Origin of the sequence: Neisseria blantyrii (assembly GCF_962747855.1) — a bacterium.
Classification (GTDB): Bacteria; Pseudomonadota; Gammaproteobacteria; order Burkholderiales; family Neisseriaceae; genus Neisseria; species Neisseria viridiae.
In genome coordinates this window covers 172,520-189,128 of the sequence record NZ_CAUIZY010000003.1, presented here as the reverse complement: position 1 = coordinate 189,128, position 16,609 = coordinate 172,520, and the positions used below count along the sequence as shown (strand labels likewise).

General features: G+C 52.3%; 13 protein-coding genes, 6 tRNA genes and 2 pseudogenes. 13 read left to right on the top strand and 8 right to left on the bottom strand.

The window, feature by feature from the left end; all coding sequences use genetic code 11:
• Nucleotides 1-14: 14 nt before the first annotated feature.
• Nucleotides 15-2,318 carry a DNA topoisomerase IV subunit A gene (gene parC, locus Q9J80_RS04590; RefSeq protein WP_304672731.1) on the bottom strand — a complete coding sequence of 768 codons (2,304 nt, stop codon included), beginning with the start codon at nt 2,316-2,318 and terminating at the stop codon, nt 15-17.
• Between the two features lie 148 nt (nt 2,319-2,466).
• Between parC and Q9J80_RS04585 the strand changes: the two genes are divergently transcribed.
• Nucleotides 2,467-3,150 carry a 2,3-diphosphoglycerate-dependent phosphoglycerate mutase gene (locus Q9J80_RS04585; RefSeq protein ID WP_301674098.1) on the top strand — a complete coding sequence of 228 codons (684 nt, stop codon included), beginning with the start codon at nt 2,467-2,469 and terminating at the stop codon, nt 3,148-3,150.
• Nucleotides 3,151-3,988: 838 nt separating this feature from the next.
• Here Q9J80_RS04585 and alaS read toward each other — a convergent pair.
• Nucleotides 3,989-6,613, bottom strand: coding sequence for an alanine--tRNA ligase (alaS, locus tag Q9J80_RS04580; protein WP_304671381.1), 2,625 nt, complete (start codon nt 6,611-6,613; stop codon nt 3,989-3,991).
• A 203-nt stretch (nt 6,614-6,816) separates the two neighbouring features.
• Here alaS and Q9J80_RS04575 point away from each other — a divergent pair, with 203 nt between their 5' ends.
• Nucleotides 6,817-7,947, top strand: coding sequence for a polyamine ABC transporter substrate-binding protein (locus Q9J80_RS04575; protein ID WP_301674100.1), 1,131 nt, complete (start codon nt 6,817-6,819; stop codon nt 7,945-7,947).
• Nucleotides 7,948-7,987: 40 nt separating this feature from the next.
• Here Q9J80_RS04575 and Q9J80_RS04570 read toward each other — a convergent pair whose 3' ends face one another.
• Nucleotides 7,988-8,890, bottom strand: coding sequence for a DMT family transporter (locus Q9J80_RS04570; protein WP_115119355.1), 903 nt, complete (start codon nt 8,888-8,890; stop codon nt 7,988-7,990).
• Nucleotides 8,891-9,036: 146 nt separating this feature from the next.
• Here Q9J80_RS04570 and Q9J80_RS04565 point away from each other — a divergent pair, with 146 nt between their 5' ends.
• A complete protein-coding gene (locus Q9J80_RS04565; RefSeq protein WP_096108583.1) occupies nt 9,037-9,525 on the top strand; it encodes a prokaryotic membrane lipolipid attachment site family protein in 489 nt (162 codons plus the stop codon).
• 65 nt (nt 9,526-9,590) lie between these two features.
• Here the strand turns inward: Q9J80_RS04565 and mtrA are convergent, their stop codons facing one another.
• On the bottom strand, nt 9,591-10,496 hold the full coding sequence (mtrA, locus tag Q9J80_RS04560) for an efflux transporter MtrCDE transcriptional activator MtrA (protein ID WP_003709407.1): 906 nt from the start codon (nt 10,494-10,496) through the stop codon (nt 9,591-9,593).
• A 128-nt stretch (nt 10,497-10,624) separates the two neighbouring features.
• Between mtrA and Q9J80_RS04555 the strand changes: the two genes are divergently transcribed.
• The 10 genes from Q9J80_RS04555 to sohB all read left to right on the top strand — a co-directional run bounded on the left by Q9J80_RS04555 (nt 10,625) and on the right by sohB (nt 14,127).
• Entirely contained in the window at nt 10,625-10,960 is a 336-nt protein-coding gene (locus Q9J80_RS04555; protein WP_002212800.1) for a carboxymuconolactone decarboxylase family protein, read from the top strand.
• Between the two features lie 177 nt (nt 10,961-11,137).
• Nucleotides 11,138-11,560, top strand: a complete 423-nt coding sequence (locus tag Q9J80_RS04550) for a hypothetical protein (RefSeq protein ID WP_036469843.1) — start codon at nt 11,138-11,140, stop codon at nt 11,558-11,560.
• Between the two features lie 105 nt (nt 11,561-11,665).
• Nucleotides 11,666-12,229 carry a CDP-diacylglycerol--glycerol-3-phosphate 3-phosphatidyltransferase gene (pgsA, locus tag Q9J80_RS04545; RefSeq protein ID WP_115119353.1) on the top strand — a complete coding sequence of 188 codons (564 nt, stop codon included), beginning with the start codon at nt 11,666-11,668 and terminating at the stop codon, nt 12,227-12,229.
• An 80-nt stretch (nt 12,230-12,309) separates the two neighbouring features.
• Nucleotides 12,310-12,385: transfer RNA gene (locus tag Q9J80_RS04540), tRNA-Gly, on the top strand.
• Nucleotides 12,386-12,408: 23 nt separating this feature from the next.
• A tRNA-Gly gene (locus tag Q9J80_RS04535) sits at nt 12,409-12,484 on the top strand.
• A 25-nt stretch (nt 12,485-12,509) separates the two neighbouring features.
• Nucleotides 12,510-12,585: transfer RNA gene (locus tag Q9J80_RS04530), tRNA-Gly, on the top strand.
• A 21-nt stretch (nt 12,586-12,606) separates the two neighbouring features.
• A tRNA-Gly gene (locus tag Q9J80_RS04525) sits at nt 12,607-12,682 on the top strand.
• A 25-nt stretch (nt 12,683-12,707) separates the two neighbouring features.
• Nucleotides 12,708-12,781: transfer RNA gene (locus Q9J80_RS04520), tRNA-Cys, on the top strand.
• A 100-nt stretch (nt 12,782-12,881) separates the two neighbouring features.
• Nucleotides 12,882-12,971, top strand: a tRNA-Leu gene (locus tag Q9J80_RS04515).
• Between the two features lie 103 nt (nt 12,972-13,074).
• Nucleotides 13,075-14,127, top strand: coding sequence for a protease SohB (gene sohB / locus Q9J80_RS04510; protein ID WP_301674101.1), 1,053 nt, complete (start codon nt 13,075-13,077; stop codon nt 14,125-14,127).
• A gap of 50 nt (nt 14,128-14,177) precedes the next feature.
• On the opposite strand, the pseudogene Q9J80_RS04505 reads toward sohB, so the two are convergent.
• The 4 genes and pseudogenes from Q9J80_RS04505 to Q9J80_RS04490 all read right to left on the bottom strand — a co-directional run.
• Nucleotides 14,178-14,741 (bottom strand): annotated as a pseudogene (locus Q9J80_RS04505) (ABC transporter six-transmembrane domain-containing protein); the annotation flags it as partial.
• Between the two features lie 104 nt (nt 14,742-14,845).
• Nucleotides 14,846-15,148: pseudogene (locus Q9J80_RS04500) on the bottom strand (ABC transporter six-transmembrane domain-containing protein); the annotation flags it as partial.
• Nucleotides 15,149-15,158: 10 nt separating this feature from the next.
• On the bottom strand, nt 15,159-15,590 hold the full coding sequence (locus tag Q9J80_RS04495) for a MarR family winged helix-turn-helix transcriptional regulator (protein WP_301674102.1): 432 nt from the start codon (nt 15,588-15,590) through the stop codon (nt 15,159-15,161).
• A 124-nt stretch (nt 15,591-15,714) separates the two neighbouring features.
• Nucleotides 15,715-16,584, bottom strand: coding sequence for an NAD(P)-dependent oxidoreductase (locus tag Q9J80_RS04490; RefSeq protein ID WP_301674103.1), 870 nt, complete (start codon nt 16,582-16,584; stop codon nt 15,715-15,717).
• Nucleotides 16,585-16,609: the final 25 nt, after the last annotated feature.

Genomic DNA, 16,609 nt, shown 5'->3' with positions numbered 1-16,609 from the left:
GTGCAGAATCGGGTTTATTTCGGGGAAGAAAGCTGTTTCAGGCTGCCCGATATGGGTAATAGTTTGCCTTTTTTGCCGCGTTTTGCCTCAAGCAGGGAGACGGGGATGCGGTCTTTGTGCGCCGCGCCGCGCCTGCCTTCGCTTTCAATCAGGATTTCCGGCTCGGAAGAAACGGCGGTATGCGTCATCGATTCGCCGGCGTTTAATCCGATGATTTGCAGTCCTTTGCCTTTCGCCATAATTTTCAATTCGCCGATGGGGAAGGCGAGGGCGCGGTTTTGACTGGTGGTGGCAATGATTTTGCAGTCGGGGTTGATCAGCGAAGAAGCATAGACGGCAACAGGCGGCAGGACGGTTTCGCCACTGTCCACGGTCATGACCACTTTACCCGCTTTCACGCGCCCGACCATGTCGCCCAGCTTGGCGATGAAGCCGTAGCCGCCGCTGCTTGATAATAAATAATGTTGTTCCGGCAATCCTGTCAACATCGCAACGGGTTTCGCGCCGTTTTGCAGCTCGATTAAGGATGAAACCGGCACGCCGTCGCCGCGTCCGCCGGGGATTTCGGCGGCATCGAGCGTGTAGGTTCTGCCCAATGAATCCAGGATGACAACGGGTAAAACGGTGCGGCCTTCAAGGGTTTGTTTGAGGCGGTCGCCTTCTTTGAACGCGGTTTGGCTCAAATCGAGGTTGTGTCCGGCGCGGCTGCGTATCCAGCCTTTTTCCGACAGAATCAGCGTGATGGGTTCGTCGGCAGTGGTCTGCGTCAACACGGCGCGTCCGGCTTCTTCCACCAGCGTGCGGCGCGCGTCGCCGAACTGCTTCATATCCGCCTGCATCTCTTTGACAATCAGCTTGCGTTTTTCGTTTTCGTCGCCCAAAAGGATGTTCAGACGGCCTTGTTCTTCGCGCAATTCGTTCAATTCTTTTTCGAGTTTGAACCCTTCCAAACGCGCCAACTGGCGCAGGCGGATTTCCAAAATGTCTTCGGCTTGGATTTCGGTCAGCCCGAATGCCGCCATCAAATCGGCTTTCGGGTCGTCTGATTCGCGGATGACTTTAATCACTTCGTCGATGTGCAGAAAGACTTTCAGACGGCCTTCGAGAATGTGCAGCCGTTTTTCCACTTGGTTCAAACGGAATTTCAGACGGCGTGTTACGGTAACGACGCGGAAATCCAGCCATTCTTGCAAAATCGTTTTCAGGTTTTTCTGCGCAGGGCGGTTGTCCAAACCCATCATCACCAAGTTCATGGACACATTGCCTTCCAGCGAAGTCTGCGCCATCAGCGTGTTAATGAAGGTATCGGTATCGATGCGGCTGGATTTCGGCTCGAACACTAGGCGCACGGGATGCTCGCCGTCGGACTCGTCGCGCACGCGGTCGATTAAATCCAACATCAGCTTTTTGGTGTTGAGCTGGTCTTGGTTGAGCTGCTTTTTGCCCGCTTTCGGTTTCGGGTTGGTTTGCTCTTCGATTTCGGCAAGGATTTTGGCTGAATTGGCGTTCGGCGGCAGCTCAGTCACAATCACGCGCCACTGTCCGCGCGCCAATTTCTCAATTTCATAACGCGCACGCACACGCACGCTGCCTTTGCCTGTCTCGTAAATCCGGCGCAATTCGTCCGCCGGCGTGATAATTTGACCGCCACCGGCAAAATCGGGCGCAGGGATGTATTGCATCAGGTCAGCGGTTTCCAGCGTCGGCTTTTTCAACAGCGCAATCGCCGCCTGCGTAACTTCGTTCAAATTGTGCGACGGAATTTCGGTCGCCATGCCTACCGCGATGCCCGACGCGCCGTTGAGCAATACCATAGGCAGACGGGCGGGCAGGTGCAGCGGTTCGTCAAACGCGCCGTCGTAGTTCGGCACAAAATCCACCGTCCCCTGATTGATTTCGGACAACAGCAATTCCGCAATCGGCGTCAGCCGCGCTTCGGTGTAACGCATCGCCGCCGCTCCGTCGCCGTCGCGCGAACCGAAGTTGCCGATGCCATCGATTAAGGGATAGCGCAAGGTAAAATCCTGCGCCATGCGCACCATCGCCTCATAGGCAGAACTGTCGCCGTGCGGGTGGTATTTACCCAAAATCTCGCCGACCACGCGCGCCGATTTCACCGGCTTCGCCCCCGCTGTCAAGCCCATATCGCGCATGGCAAACAAAATGCGCCGCTGCACGGGTTTTTGGCCGTCTGAAACTTCAGGCAGCGCGCGGCCTTTGACCACGCTCATGGCGTATTCGAGATAGGCGCGTTCGGCGTATTGACCGAGTATCAGCGTATTGGAATCGGTATGGGAAGCGTGCGGTTGCGTATTCATTGTGTATGCGGAATGTAAAGCAAAGGACATTATTGTAAATCAAAACGGCAAACCATAGTGGGCACCGTGTCTAAATCTGAATCAAATACGGGAAATGTGAAAATATGTTATAAATAAGGCTTTCCCACTTTCACACATTGGAGACGATATGGAACTGGTATTTATCCGCCACGGACAAAGCGAATGGAACGCGAAAAACCTGTTTACAGGCTGGCGCGACGTGAAGCTGAGCGAGCAGGGGCTTGCCGAGGCCGCCGCCGCCGGTAAAAAACTGAAAGAAAACGGCTATGAGTTCGACATCGCCTTCACATCCGTCCTGACCCGCGCGATTAAGACCTGCAACATCGTTTTGGAAGAATCCGACCAACTGTTCGTACCGCAAATCAAAACATGGCGGCTGAACGAACGCCACTACGGCCGACTGCAAGGTTTGGACAAAAAACAAACCGCCGAACAATACGGCGACGAGCAAGTCCGCATCTGGCGGCGCAGCTACGACACCCTGCCGCCGCTTTTGGACAAAGACGATGCGTTTTCTGCACACAAAGATCGCCGCTATGCCCATCTGCCTGCCGATGTTATCCCCGACGGCGAAAACCTGAAAGTAACGCTGGAGCGCGTATTGCCGTTTTGGGAAGACCAAATCGCCCCCGCGATTTTGGGCGGCAAACGCGTTTTGGTGGCGGCGCACGGCAACTCCCTGCGCGCGCTGGCAAAACACATCGAGGGCATTTCCGACGAAGACATCATGGGCTTGGAAATCCCGACCGGTCAGCCGCTGGTGTACAAATTAGACGACAATCTGAAAGTCATCGAAAAATTCTACCTGTAAGGGTTTGAAATAAAAAAATGCCGTCTGAAGCCCGGGGTTTCAGACGGCATTTTTGACGGTAAACGTAGCAACTATGTAACTGTATTGGGCGCGCGTTTTTTGCGGTGTGCGGCGTAATTCGGATGAGGGGGAACGAATCAGTAACCGTAGCAACTGCTTTTGCAGTAATGACGGAATTTTAAGTTACGGTAAGTTATCGGAAAGACAGAAACTGCTCCGCCGTCATTCCCGCGAAGGCGGGAATCTGAACACGTCCGTAGGGAAACCTATATCCCGTCATTCCCACGAAAGTGGGAATCTAGAACCTCTGAATTTTCAGACAACCTTTGAATATTGCCGCCGTCCCGCGTTTCTGGATTCCCGCCTGCGCGGGGATGACGATTCATCAGTTTCCCGAAATGCCGACATAACCGAAACCGAACGCCCTGGATTCCCGCCTGCGCGGGGATGACGATTCATCAGTTTCCCGAAATGCCGACATAACCGAACCGAACGCCCTAGATTTTCGCCTGCACGGGAATGACGATTCATCAGTTTCCCGAAATGCCGACATAACCGAACCGAACGTCCTAGATTCCCGCCTGCACGGGAATGACGGGATTTTAAGTTACGGTAATTTATTGGAAAAACAGAAACTTCTCCGCCGTCATTCCCGCGAAAGCGGGAATCTAGAACCTCTGAATTTTCAGACAACCTTTGAATATTGCCGCCGTCCCGCGTTCTGGATTCCCGCCTGCGCGGGAATGACGGGATTTTTGTAACCGTAGCAACTGCGTGCGGAAAAAATGCCGTCTGAAGGCTTGGGCGTTCAGACGGCATTTTGCTTGCGGCGGAGGGATTACGCGAGTTTGGCTTTTACCCATTCTTCCGCGCTTGCCAGCATTTCGGGCAATTTGTCGGTATCTGTACCGCCGGCTTGCGCCAAGTCGGGACGGCCGCCGCCTTTGCCGCCGACTTGTTCGGCTGCAAATTTGACCAGATCGCCTGCTTTGACTTTGCCGGTCAGGGCTTTGGATACGCCGGCGCACAGGGAGACTTTGCCGTCGTTTACTGCCGCTAAAAGAATCACGGCGTTGTCGGATTTTCCAGTCAGGTCAGTTACGATTTCGCGCAGGGCTGCGGCATCGGCTTCGATTTGTGCGGCAACGAGTTTGGCCGCGCCCAGGTCTTTTGCGTTGTCCAAGAGTTTTGCGCCTGCGTGGACGGCGAGTTCGGCTTTGGCTTTGGCTAAATCTTTTTCCAATGCTTTGGCGTGTGCCGCGCCTGCTTGGATTTTCGCCAATACGTCTTTTTCGGTTTGGGCTTTGGTTTCGGCAATAATGTCTTTCACCAAGCGTTCTTGCTCTTGCGCCCATTTGAGTGCGTTCAGGCCGGTGATGGCTTCGATACGGCGCACGCCTGCGGCAATACCGCCTTCGCTGATGATTTTGAAGAGGCCGATGTCGCCGGTGCGTGAAACGTGTGTACCGCCGCACAATTCGGTAGAGAAACCGCCCATTTGCAGTACGCGCACTTCGTCGCCGTATTTTTCGCCGAAGAGCATCATCGCGTCGGTTTTTTGCGCGTCTTCCATGCTCATAATGGCTGCGTTGACGGCAACGTTGGCCAAAACGGCTTCGTTGACGCGGCGTTCTACTTCGGCGATTTCTTCGGCAGTTACCGCTTGGGGATGGGAAATGTCGAAACGGGTGGATTCGGCGGTAACTAAAGAGCCTTTTTGTTCAACGTGTTCGCCCAATACATCGCGCAGGGCTTTGTGCATCAGGTGGGTCGCGCTGTGGTTGCGCATATTGGCATTGCGGATTTCGTCATCTACTTTGGCGGTAACGCTGTCGCCGACTTTCAGACGGCCTGAGGTTTGTACGCCGAATTGGCCGAATACGGCCGCTTTGATTTTTTGGGTATCGCGTACTTCAAAGCGGTTTTCGCCTGCAAAGATATAGCCGACGTCGCCGACTTGGCCGCCGGATTCTGCATAGAACGGGGTAAAGTCGATAACGACTGCGCCGCTGTCGCCTTCGTTCAATTCATTGACTTGTTCGCCTTCTTTGTAGAGTGCCAACACGGTGGCTTCGGTTTGGCGTTCGCTATAACCTTTAAACTCGGTGTCTTGACCTTCGTAAGGCAGTTGGGCGTTGGCTTTGAAGCTTTGTGCGGCGCGTGCGCGTGCGCGTTGGGCTTCCATTTCGCGCTCGAAGCCTGCTTCGTCCAGTTCGATATTGCGTTCGCGGCAGATGTCGGCGGTCAAGTCGTATGGGAAACCGTAGGTATCGTAGAGTTTGAAGATGATTTCGCCGTCGAGTTTTTTACTGCCTTTAGCCAACGCGTTTTCCAATAAAGCCATACCGGTTTCCAGAGTTTGGGCAAAACGGCTTTCTTCGTTTTTCAACGCTTCTTCGATTTGAGCTTGTTTTTCTTTCAATTCCGGGTAGGCATCGCCCATCTCTTTGACCAAATCGGCCACCAGTTTGTGGAAGAACGGTTTGCTTTGACCCAGTTTGTAACCGTGGCGCACGGCGCGGCGGATGATGCGGCGCAATACGTAGCCGCGGCCTTCGTTGGCAGGCAATACGCCGTCTGCAATCAAGAATGAGCAGGAGCGGATGTGGTCGGCGATGACTTTCAGGCTGGGTTCTTCCATGCTGAAAGCTGCGCCGGTTTCGCGGGCAACGGCTTTGAGCAGGTCTTGGAACAGGTCGATTTCATAGTTGCTGTGAACGTGCTGCATGACGGCGGCCATACGCTCCAAGCCCATACCGGTATCGACGGACGGCTTGGGCAGCGGATTCATATTGCCTTGTTCGTCGCGGTTGAACTGCATAAATACGCAGTTCCAAATTTCAATCCAGCGGTCGCCGTCTTCTTCGGGGCTGCCGGGAATGCCGCCCCAGATTTCTTCGCCGTGGTCGTAGAAAATTTCGGAGCAAGGACCGCAAGGGCCGGTGTCGCCCATTTGCCAGAAGTTGTCGGATGCGTATTTCGCGCCTTTGTTGTCGCCGATGCGGACGATGCGTTCAGACGGCATACCGATTTCGTTCAACCAGATGTTGTAGGCTTCGTCGTCTTCTGCGTAAACGGTCGCCAACAGTTTGTCTTTGGGGATATTGAGCCATTCGGGGGAAGTGAGAAACTCCCAAGCGAAGTGGATGGCGTCGCGTTTGAAGTAGTCGCCGAAGGAGAAGTTGCCCATCATTTCAAAGAAGGTGTGGTGGCGGGCGGTGTAGCCGACGTTTTCCAAGTCGTTGTGTTTGCCGCCTGCGCGTACGCATTTTTGCGCGGTGGTGGCGCGGCTGTACGGGCGTTTGTCGAAACCTAAAAATACGTCTTTAAACTGGTTCATGCCCGCGTTGGTAAACAGCAGGGTCGGGTCGTCGTGCGGCACGAGGCTGGAAGAGCGGACGACGGTGTGGCCTTTGGTTTCAAAAAATTTTAGGAATTTTTGGCGCAGTTCGGAAGTTTTCATAATTTTTTCAATGTCTCTCAAATGTCTTGTCATGGTAAAAGCAGGGAAAACGAACGGCGGTATCTTACCGCAAATCCCTGTTTCTAGCTATGGAAGCGGCGGCTTTCAGGCGGCATTGCGGGATTTTGAATGCCGTCTGAAGCCCTGTTGCCAATATCGGCTATAATGGCCGCTTTCTCCAACCCGATATGCAAGGAATGATAATGGCCAAACATCTGCCACTCGCCGTCCTGACTGCTTTGCTGCTTGCAGCGTGCGGCGGTTCGGACAAACCGCCTGCCGAAAAACCGGCACCGGCGGAAAACCAAAACGTATTGAAAATTTACAACTGGTCGGAATACGTCGATCCGGAAACCGTTGCCGATTTTGAAAAGAAAAACGGCATCAAGGTTACTTATGATGTGTACGACAGCGATGAAACGCTGGAAAGCAAGGTGCTGACCGGAAAATCCGGTTACGACATTGTCGCGCCGTCCAATGCGTTTGTGGGTAGGCAGATTAAGGCAGGTGCGTATCAGAAAATCGATAAGTCGCTGATTCCCAATTATAAACACCTAAACCCCGAAATGATGAGGCTGATGGACGGGGTCGATCCCGGCCACGAATACGCCGTGCCGTTTTATTGGGGGACAAATACCTTCGCCATCAATACCGAACGCGTGAAAAAGGCTTTGGGTACGGACAAGCTGCCGGACAACCAGTGGGATTTGGTGTTCGACCCCGAATACACGTCCAAACTCAAGCAATGCGGCATCAGCTATTTGGACAGCGCGGCGGAAATCTATCCTATGGTGTTGAACTATTTGGGTAAAAACCCGAACAGCAGCAATACGGAAGACATCAGGGAGGCAACCGCCCTGCTCAAGAAAAACCGCCCCAATATCAAACGCTTTACTTCGTCCGGCTTTATCGATGATTTGGCACGCGGCGATACCTGCGTAACAATCGGTTTCGGCGGCGATTTGAACATCGCCAGACGGCGTGCAGAAGAAGCGGGCGGCAAGGAAAAAATCCGCGTGATGATGCCCAAAGAGGGCGTGGGGATTTGGGTGGATTCGTTTGTGATTCCGAAAGATGCGAAAAACGTCGCCAACGCGCACAAATACATCAACGACTTCCTCGATCCGGAAGTGTCGGCGAAAAACGGCAATTTCGTTACCTACGCGCCTTCGAGCAAGCCGGCGCGCGATTTGATGGAGGACGAATTTAAAAACGACAATACGATTTTCCCGAGCGGGGAAGATTTGAAAAACAGCTTTATTATGGTTCCCATCCGGCCGGCGGCATTGAAGTTTATGGTGCGCCAGTGGCAGGATGTGAAGGCGGGGAAATAAAGCCCGATATGCCGTCTGAAGGATGTTCGGACGGCATTTTTTATTTTCGGAGGAAGAGGGATTGCAGCCGCTGTTTGAAGGCAATGGGGCGGATGCTGCTCAAAATGCCGCTGAGGATGATGATGCACATACCGAGTATTTCCTGCCAAAAAAGCTGTTCGCCCAAAAAGAACGCCGCCGAAAGCGCGGAAAAAACGACGGTCATATAGGAGAGCGAGGCAACTGTGAATTTGTCGCCGACTTTGTAGGCGCGCGTCATCGACAGTTGGGCAATCAGCGCGGACACGCCGATGCCCGACAGATAAACCGCCGACTGCCAAGACAGCATATGCCAGCCGGTCAGCGTCGCCCAAACCGACGACATCGCCACACCTGTCGCGGAAAGGTAAAACACGACGCGCCAGCCGGGTTCGCCCGCCAAAGACAGTTCGCGCACTTTCAAATACGCCCAGCCGGACATCGCGCCGCCGGCAAGACCGGCGAGTGCCGCCGTTTCCTGACCGCTGCGGAACGAAGGATTAAGCAGCAATACCACGCCGGCAAAACCAAGGAGCAGCACCGCCTGCGTGTAAACGGAAATCCGTTCTTTCAAAATCAGGAAGGAAAATACCGCCAAAAAAATCGACGAGGTGTAGCTTAGGGTTACGCCGGTTGCCAAAGGCAGATGCGTTACCGCGTAGAACAGCAGCAGCATCGCCCCCGTCCCGACCATACTGCGGTTTAAGTGGTTTTTCCAATGGGGCGTGCGGAAGGTATCCCGACGCAATACGGCGGCAGCCCCGAGCGCAACGGTTGAAAACAGCATACGCCAAAAGACCAATTCGCCGCTGCCGAGGGCAAATTTTGCCGATGCCTCTTTAATCAATACGTTCATAATGGTAAAGCAGACCGCCGCCACCAGCATCCAGCCGGAACCCAAAACGTCTTTTTTTGCGGTATCCATATAATATTTGTCGCGATAAAAAGGTCAAATTGTAAACCTTGCGGCAGGGTTTGCGGCGGCGGATTCGGGCGCGCGCAATCCCGCCGAACCCCCGTTTTTTCGGAACAATTTGTTTTTTCAGGGCAAACCTGCTTATAATGGCGGGTATGAAAAAATATCTTGCCCTCATCCCCATCGCGGCCGCCTTGTCCGGCTGCGGAACTGTTTATGTGCCCACCCTGACCGAAATCCCCGTCAGGCCGATTAATACCGTTCCGGCGGAAGCGTCTGTAAAAGGTTTCCGCCTCGCCCCTTCGCATTGGACGGACGTTTCCAAAATCCGCGACGAGGCGACGCGCCTGAGCTATCAGGTGGACATCGGTAAAATGACTAAGGTTCAGGCGGCGCAATATCTGAACAACTTCAGAAAACGCCTGGTCGGACGCAATGCCGTCGATGACAGTATGTATGAAATCTACCTGCGTTCGGCGGTAGACAGCCAGCGCGGCGAAATCAATACCGAGCAGTCCAAGCTGTATATCGAGAATGCCTTGCGCGGCTGGCAGCAGCGTTGGAAAAATATGGATGTCAAACCCGATAATCCCGCATTTACCAACTTTTTGATGGAAGTGATGAAGATGCAGCCCTTGAAATGACGCGGTACGCAAATGCCGTCTGAAAGCCTTTTCAGACGGCATTTGCGTTTTAAGGTTCAGATAATTTATTGTTGCCCGCCTTCTTTCCGGTATTGACCCGGCGAAACGTGATATTGCCGTTTGAATGCTTTGCCAAAGTGTGTTTCCGACTGAAAGCCTACCGACAGTGCGACCGACAAAACCGAATCCGGGGTTTTCTTCAGCAGCAACGCGCCTTTTTGCAGGCGGATATGGTTCACAAAGGCGTGCGGGCTGAGTCCGACCTGGCTTTTGAAACGGCGCATCAGCTGCGCGCGCGACATATTGGCGGCCGCTACCATTTTGTCGATATTCCATTCGTCTTCCGGTTTGTCTATCACCTTTTGGATTAAATGTCCCAAACGTTTGTCCTGCCAACCTTTCAATACGCCCGACAGTTGGGCATCTTTTTCCTGTTCGAGATAGGCGCGCAGGATAAGCACCAGCAGGACGGACGATAATGCGTTGACCACGGAAGCCGTCCCCGTCAAAGGTTTTTCGCTTTCCAGTTGCAGCATTGAAACCACATACTGCAAACTCGGATGGGCAATGTTCAGAAAAACGGTTTCCGGCAGCCCGTTCATCAAATCGGCGTGGGTGTCGTAGCGGAAACGGGCGCAAAACAGGCTCATATCCAGTCCGTTGCCGCATTGTTTGACCGTGAACGCGCCGTTTTGTCGTATATCCGGTTGTAAACTTTCTCCGTATTTTCCGTCGTGGCTCAACAGGTGTCCCAAGCCGCGCGGGAAAAATACAATATCCCCCGCATTGACCCGGCGCGGGGAAGTTTCACCGTCGATGCAGAGATAGCCGCTGCCCGATGTAACAATGTGCACCAGCCCTTCGCGTTGCAAGGTTTCATGCCGTACCGACCATTGTCCGCCCAAAAGGCACTGTACATCCACACTACCCGTCAGTTGGGCGAGATCGACCAGTTTGTCCAGAATGTCCATAAATCTTTTTGAACCATAAAATGAGATGATTAAACGAGAAACACAACTGAATAATTGCAATAATACGCACATCGAAAACAGATACGCAAGCGCGTATCAGGGTTAAACGCAAGAGAAAGGAAAAGAAAATGTTTAAAGATTGGAAAGAACATACCGCATTGGTTAAAAAATCGTTCGGTGAGCTGGGTAAGGCGCATCCTAAAATGCTGCAGGCCTACGGCGCACTGGAACAGGCTGCCGCAGCCGAAGCATTGGATGCCAAAACGCGCGAACTGATTGCCATCGCCGTTGCCATCACCACCCGTTGCGAGAGCTGCATCAGCGTTCACGCCGCCGCTGCCGCCAAAGCCGGTGCGACCGACAGCGAAATCGCAGGTGCATTGGCAACCGCCATCGCCCTGAATGCCGGTGCCGCTTACACTTACGCCCTGCGCGCACTGGAAGCGGTTGAAACGCAAAAATAATCCGTTTCGGATAAGAAATGCCGTCTGAAGATGTTTCAGACGGCATTTTGTCTGTTATGCTTCCCGATACTGTAAACAATATATGAAGCCGCTTATTTCAGACGGCATTTGAGAAACAAGGGGGTAAGCGTGAAATATTATCGCCGGGTATGGTTTGCCACCATAAGCTGCCTGCTGTTGTCCGCCGTTTTTATTGCACCTTACCTGACGGCATTTCACGAACAAGAAAAAACATTCGAATATGCAGAATTGACCGTTACCGCACCCAACCGCAGCGGACGGGCAATCAAACTGGATGCAGAAGGGCGGCAGTACCGGCTTTCCTGCTACGGGTTCGATGATTTGTGCGTGCAAGGCAATATCGGCAGAACCATCAGGGCGGAGCAGCTTAGAACCGTTTTAAGCGAAAACGTCGGAAAAGGTTTCTTAAACGGCGTTCTGTTGGAATACCGCAACAGTGGCGGCATCCACACCAATAAGGATTTTTCCTTTCCGGAAGACCGCCTTATCGAAGTGTTGGCACAACCTGCCGTTTTCAGCCTGAAACCGGGTATTTTGCTTTTATTGGCCGCCATTTTCCTGCGTTTGAAAAGAAAGTGAAAACAGATTGGCGGGAAGGGGGAATGCCTATGCGGTAATTTTACGTTTTGGGTTATGAGGATAACCGTTATAATCACAACTTTACAGTCTGCACAGAGAAAACCGATGCCTTGGAACATCCCCATTTTCCTCACTTGGTTGAGGGTCTTGCTCATCCCTGTCCTGACAGCCCTTTTTTACCTGCCTTTTCCGTGGTTCGCGGAGGAAACGATTAATCTCGCCGCCGCCGTCATTTTTGCCGTTGCCGCCTTGACCGACTGGTTTGACGGATTTTTGGCAAGGTTGTGGAAACAGACCTCGGATTTCGGCGCCTTCCTCGACCCCGTTGCCGACAAGCTGATGGTCGCCGTCTCTTTGCTGCTGCTGGTCAAACTCGACCGGACCTATGTTTTGTTTGCGATGATTATCATCGGCAGGGAAATTACCATTTCCGCATTGCGCGAATGGATGGCGCAAATGGGCAAAAGGAACAGCGTTGCCGTCGCCACCGTCGGCAAGTTTAAAACCGCCGCGCAAATGCTGGCGATTTTCTTTTTGCTGCTGAACATTCCTGATTTTCACGGATTTAATCTCGCACTTATCGGCAACATATTGATGTTTATCGCATCTTTGCTGACGGTTTGGTCGATGCTGTATTACCTGAAAATGGCGTGGAAAGAAATCGCCTGAAAAAAACATAAAAATAGCTTGACGGTAAAAACATAATCCATAATAATTGCGTCTTCTTCGATGTCGGAGAATGAAATCGGGCGGGAATAGCTCAGTTGGTAGAGCGCAACCTTGCCAAGGTTGAGGTCGCGAGTTCGAGACTCGTTTCCCGCTCCAAATTTTATTTCAAACGTATCAACGCGGGAATAGCTCAGTTGGTAGAGCGCAACCTTGCCAAGGTTGAGGTCGCGAGTTCGAGACTCGTTTCCCGCTCCAAAAATTTCATTCTCCCGCAATCATTGCGGGAATAGCTCAGTTGGTAGAGCGCAACCTTGCCAAGGTTGAGGTCGCGAGTTCGAGACTCGTTTCCCGCTCCAAAAACCGATATGTTTGAACGCGCGGGAATAGCTCAGTTGGTAGAGCGCAACCTTGCCAAGGTTGAGGTCGCGAGTTCGAGACTCGTTTCCCGCTCCAAGTTTTTTAGATAAGCCAGTTTTAGGGCGAGATAGCAAAGTGGTTATGCAGCGGATTGCAAATCCGTCTACGCCGGTTCGATTCCGACTCTCGCCTCCATATATCTTACGGCGGGGTGGCAGAGTGTTTATGCTATGAGGAGTGCAATCTTCATATAGGCCGGTTAAAATCCGCGCCCCCGCCTCCACCTTTCACAAATGCCCGGGTGGTGAAATAGGTAGACACAACGGACTTAAAATCCGTCGGGACTAAACATCCCGTGCCGGTTCGATTCCGGCTCCGGGCACCAAGCTGAAAATAACAATACCGCTCCAAGCGGTTATTTTTTTATCTGTCGGACGGGGATGGACAATATTGATATGTTCATGCCTGAACAAGAGGAAATCCAATCAATGTGGAAAGAAATTTTACTGAATTACGGTATTTTCCTGCTCGAACTGCTTACCGTGTTCGGCGCAATTGCGCTGATTGTGTTGGTTATCGTACAGAGTAAGAAACAGTCGGAAAGCGGCAGTGTCGTACTGACGGATTTTTCGGAAAATTATAAAAAACAGCGGCAATCGTTTGAAGCATTCTTTTTAAGCGGGGAAGAGGCAAAACATCAGGAAAAAGAAGAAAAGAAAAAGGAAAAGGCGGAAGCCAAAGCAGAGAAAAAGCGTTTGAAGGAGGGCGGGGAGAAATCTGCCGAAACGCAAAAATCCCGCCTTTTTGTGTTGGATTTTGACGGCGATTTGTATGCACACGCCGTAGAATCCTTGCGTCATGAGATTACGGCGGTGCTTTCGATTGCCAAGCCTGAAGATGAGGTTCTGCTCAGATTGGAAAGTCCGGGCGGCGTGGTTCACGGTTACGGTTTGGCGGCTTCGCAGCTTAGGCGTTTGCGCGAACGTAATATTCCGCTGACCGTCGCCGTCGATAAGGTGGCGGCGAGCGGCGGTTATATGATGGCGTGTGTGGCGGATAAAATTGTTTCCGCTCCGTTTGCGATTGTCGGTTCGGTGGGTGTGGTGGCGGAAGTGCCGAATATCCACCGCCTGTTGAAAAAACATGATATCGATGTGGATGTAATGACGGCAGGCGAGTTTAAGCGCACGGTTACCTTTATGGGTGAAAATACGGAAAAGGGCAAACAGAAATTCCGGCAGGAACTGGAGGAAACGCATCAGTTGTTCAAGCAGTTTGTCAGTGAAAACCGCCCTAGGTTGGATATTGAAAAAATAGCGACGGGCGAGCATTGGTTCGGCCGGCAGGCGTTGGCGTTGAACTTGATTGACGAGATTTCGACCAGTGATGATTTGTTGTTGAAAGCGTTTGAAAACAAACAGGTTATCGAAGTGAAATATCAGGAGAAGCAAAGCCTGATCCAGCGCATTGGTTTGCAGGCGGAAGCTTCTGTTGAAAAGTTGTTTGCCAAACTTGTCAACCGGCGGGCGGATGTGATGTAGTTTGCCGAACGGATGGAAATGCCGTCTGAAGCGTGTTCAGACGGCATTTTTCAAGTTCCGGCTTTGATGTTCCGTTCCGACCACTCTATCCGTTGTCCGATGTCTTTCAAATTGGAATATTGTTCGACCAATCGCGGCACGTCGTCCAAACTCATGGCAAACATCCACAGATAAGTGCTGACCGAATAGACATGCCCCGCGCTGCCGTAGCCTTTGAGCGTCATCATCACAAAAGCAAAGCCGAATAAAATACCCATCGCTGCGCCGACGCAGAGATAGCCGAAGGCTTCGCGGTTGGAAATCAGCACACGCAGGCGCGCAACCAGTCCGTAATGGCGGTACAGCTGCCGCCGGTCTCCTTTTCGGATAAAGTGGTTGTCGCGTTCCAAGCTGTTGTTCAGGCGGAAATACAGGTTTTCGCTGATGGCGGCAAAACGTGGCAAAAGCCATAAAAACAACGCAAGTATGCCCACCGCTGACACGCCGACCCAAAATTCCAGCACCAGCAGCATGATGCACGTGCCGAATATGGATACGACGGATGTCGCGGCAATCGGCAGGTGTTCTTCAAAAAAGCTGACAAACTCACGCGACAGGGCAACCCGCGCAGTTATAGTGGATTAACAAAAATCAGGACAAGGCGATGAAGCCGCAGACAGTACAAATAGTACGGCAAGGCGAGGCAACGCCGTACTGGTTTAAATTTAATCCACTATATTGCTGAATGCGGGACTTGCCGCTGCCGCTGTTCCAACACAACTGGCACGGCGATTTCGGTATAAATCTGCGTAAACGTGCGCGTATCGGCAATCCGCCGCGCCGCACCGACCAGCCACATCAAAAGCACAACCAAAGCGTACAGCAACGCCTGCCACACCTTCCCCGCAATTACGGCATTAATTGCCCAACCGCCAAACACCGGATACACCAGCATCAAAAGGTTTTCCAGTCCGACCAGGGAAAACGTGCCAATCAGTCGCTTGCGGTGGGTTTTGGCTATGTGTTTCAACATTTTCCACATATTTGTCCCCTTATTTTTTATTTTCCGAGATTGTTTTTTCCATCACTTCCGCCAGTGCATCCAAATCGGCAAACAGCCGAGTTGTGCGCGTGTCGACGAATGTGGTAAATACTTTGTCGCTGAATTCCTGTGCGCTTTCTATTAAAGGTGAGGCATGGGCTTTGCCTTTTTCGGTCAGCGACAGCAACCGTTCGCGCCTGTCCTGTTCGCCTTCCTGCCATTCGATCAACCCTTGTCCGGCAAGGGTTTTGCATACGCCTGAAACGGTCTGTTTGGGCAGACTCCACTCTTCGCCGATATGCTTTTGCGTACGGCTGCCTTCGGTTGCCAGGGTATAAAGTACGGCAAAGAGGTTGTAATTCAGATCCTGCTGCCCGATCCATTTGTCGAAGACATTGCAAATCAGGTTGATACGGGTTCCAAGTTGGTCGAGTCGGTTCATAATTGGTCTCGATATTGACTAAATTTGCGCGGAGTATAGTCATAATCGGGACTGATTTCAAGCGTGGGGCGATAAAAATGCCGTCTGAAATATGTTCAGACGGCATTGTGTTTGGAAAAGGCAATCAGTGTTCTGCCAATTTCAGGTAAACGCCGGAAACGTCCTGTTCGCCGTAGCCGGCTTCGACTGCTTTGCGGTAGCTGGAAGCGGTTGCTTCGAGGGCGGGCAGGGTATTGTACGACTGTTCCAGTTCTTTGACAGTAAGGTTAAGGTCTTTGGAAGCGTGTTTGAGTGCAAAGGCAGGGGGGAACTCACGGTTTGCCCATAGTGATTTTTTGGTTTGAAACATAGGCGAGTCCATTGCCGAGCCGCCGATGGCTTCAATAATGGTGTCGGTATCGATGCCGAACTGCCGAGCCATCAGCATGGCTTCGCTGTAAGCTTCGCCGAAGATGCCCAAAAGTGAATTCAAGACAAGTTTTGCGCCCGAGCCTTTACCCACCTCTCCGAAGTGGAAAGTTTTTTTGCCGACGAGGGAAAATATTTTTTGCAGAGGGTTTAAAACGGCTTCGCTGCCGCCGAACAGAATGAGCAGCGTGCCGTTGGTGGCGGGTCCGACCGATCCGGAAACGGGTGCTTCGGCAAACTGTCCGCCTGCGGCTTCGACAAGTGCTTTGACGGCGAGGTTTTCGGTCGGGGAGATGGTGCTCATATTGACGATGATTTTGCCGGACAATCCGTCGCGGACTCCGTTCAGGATGTCACACACGGCGGCATAGTCGGAAACCATCAGGAAAATGACGGGATAGTCGCGGACGAGTTCGGCGGTGCTGCCGTAAACTTTTGCGCCTTTTTCAACTAAGGTGGCGGCTTTGCCGGGCGAGCGGTTGTATACGCCGACTCCGATACCGCCGTCCAAGAGCCGCGTTACCATAGGCAGACCCATTTGCCCTAAGCCTATCCAGCCGATTTGTGTGTATTCGTTTGCGGACATGATGTTTACTCCTTTTCTGTTTGTA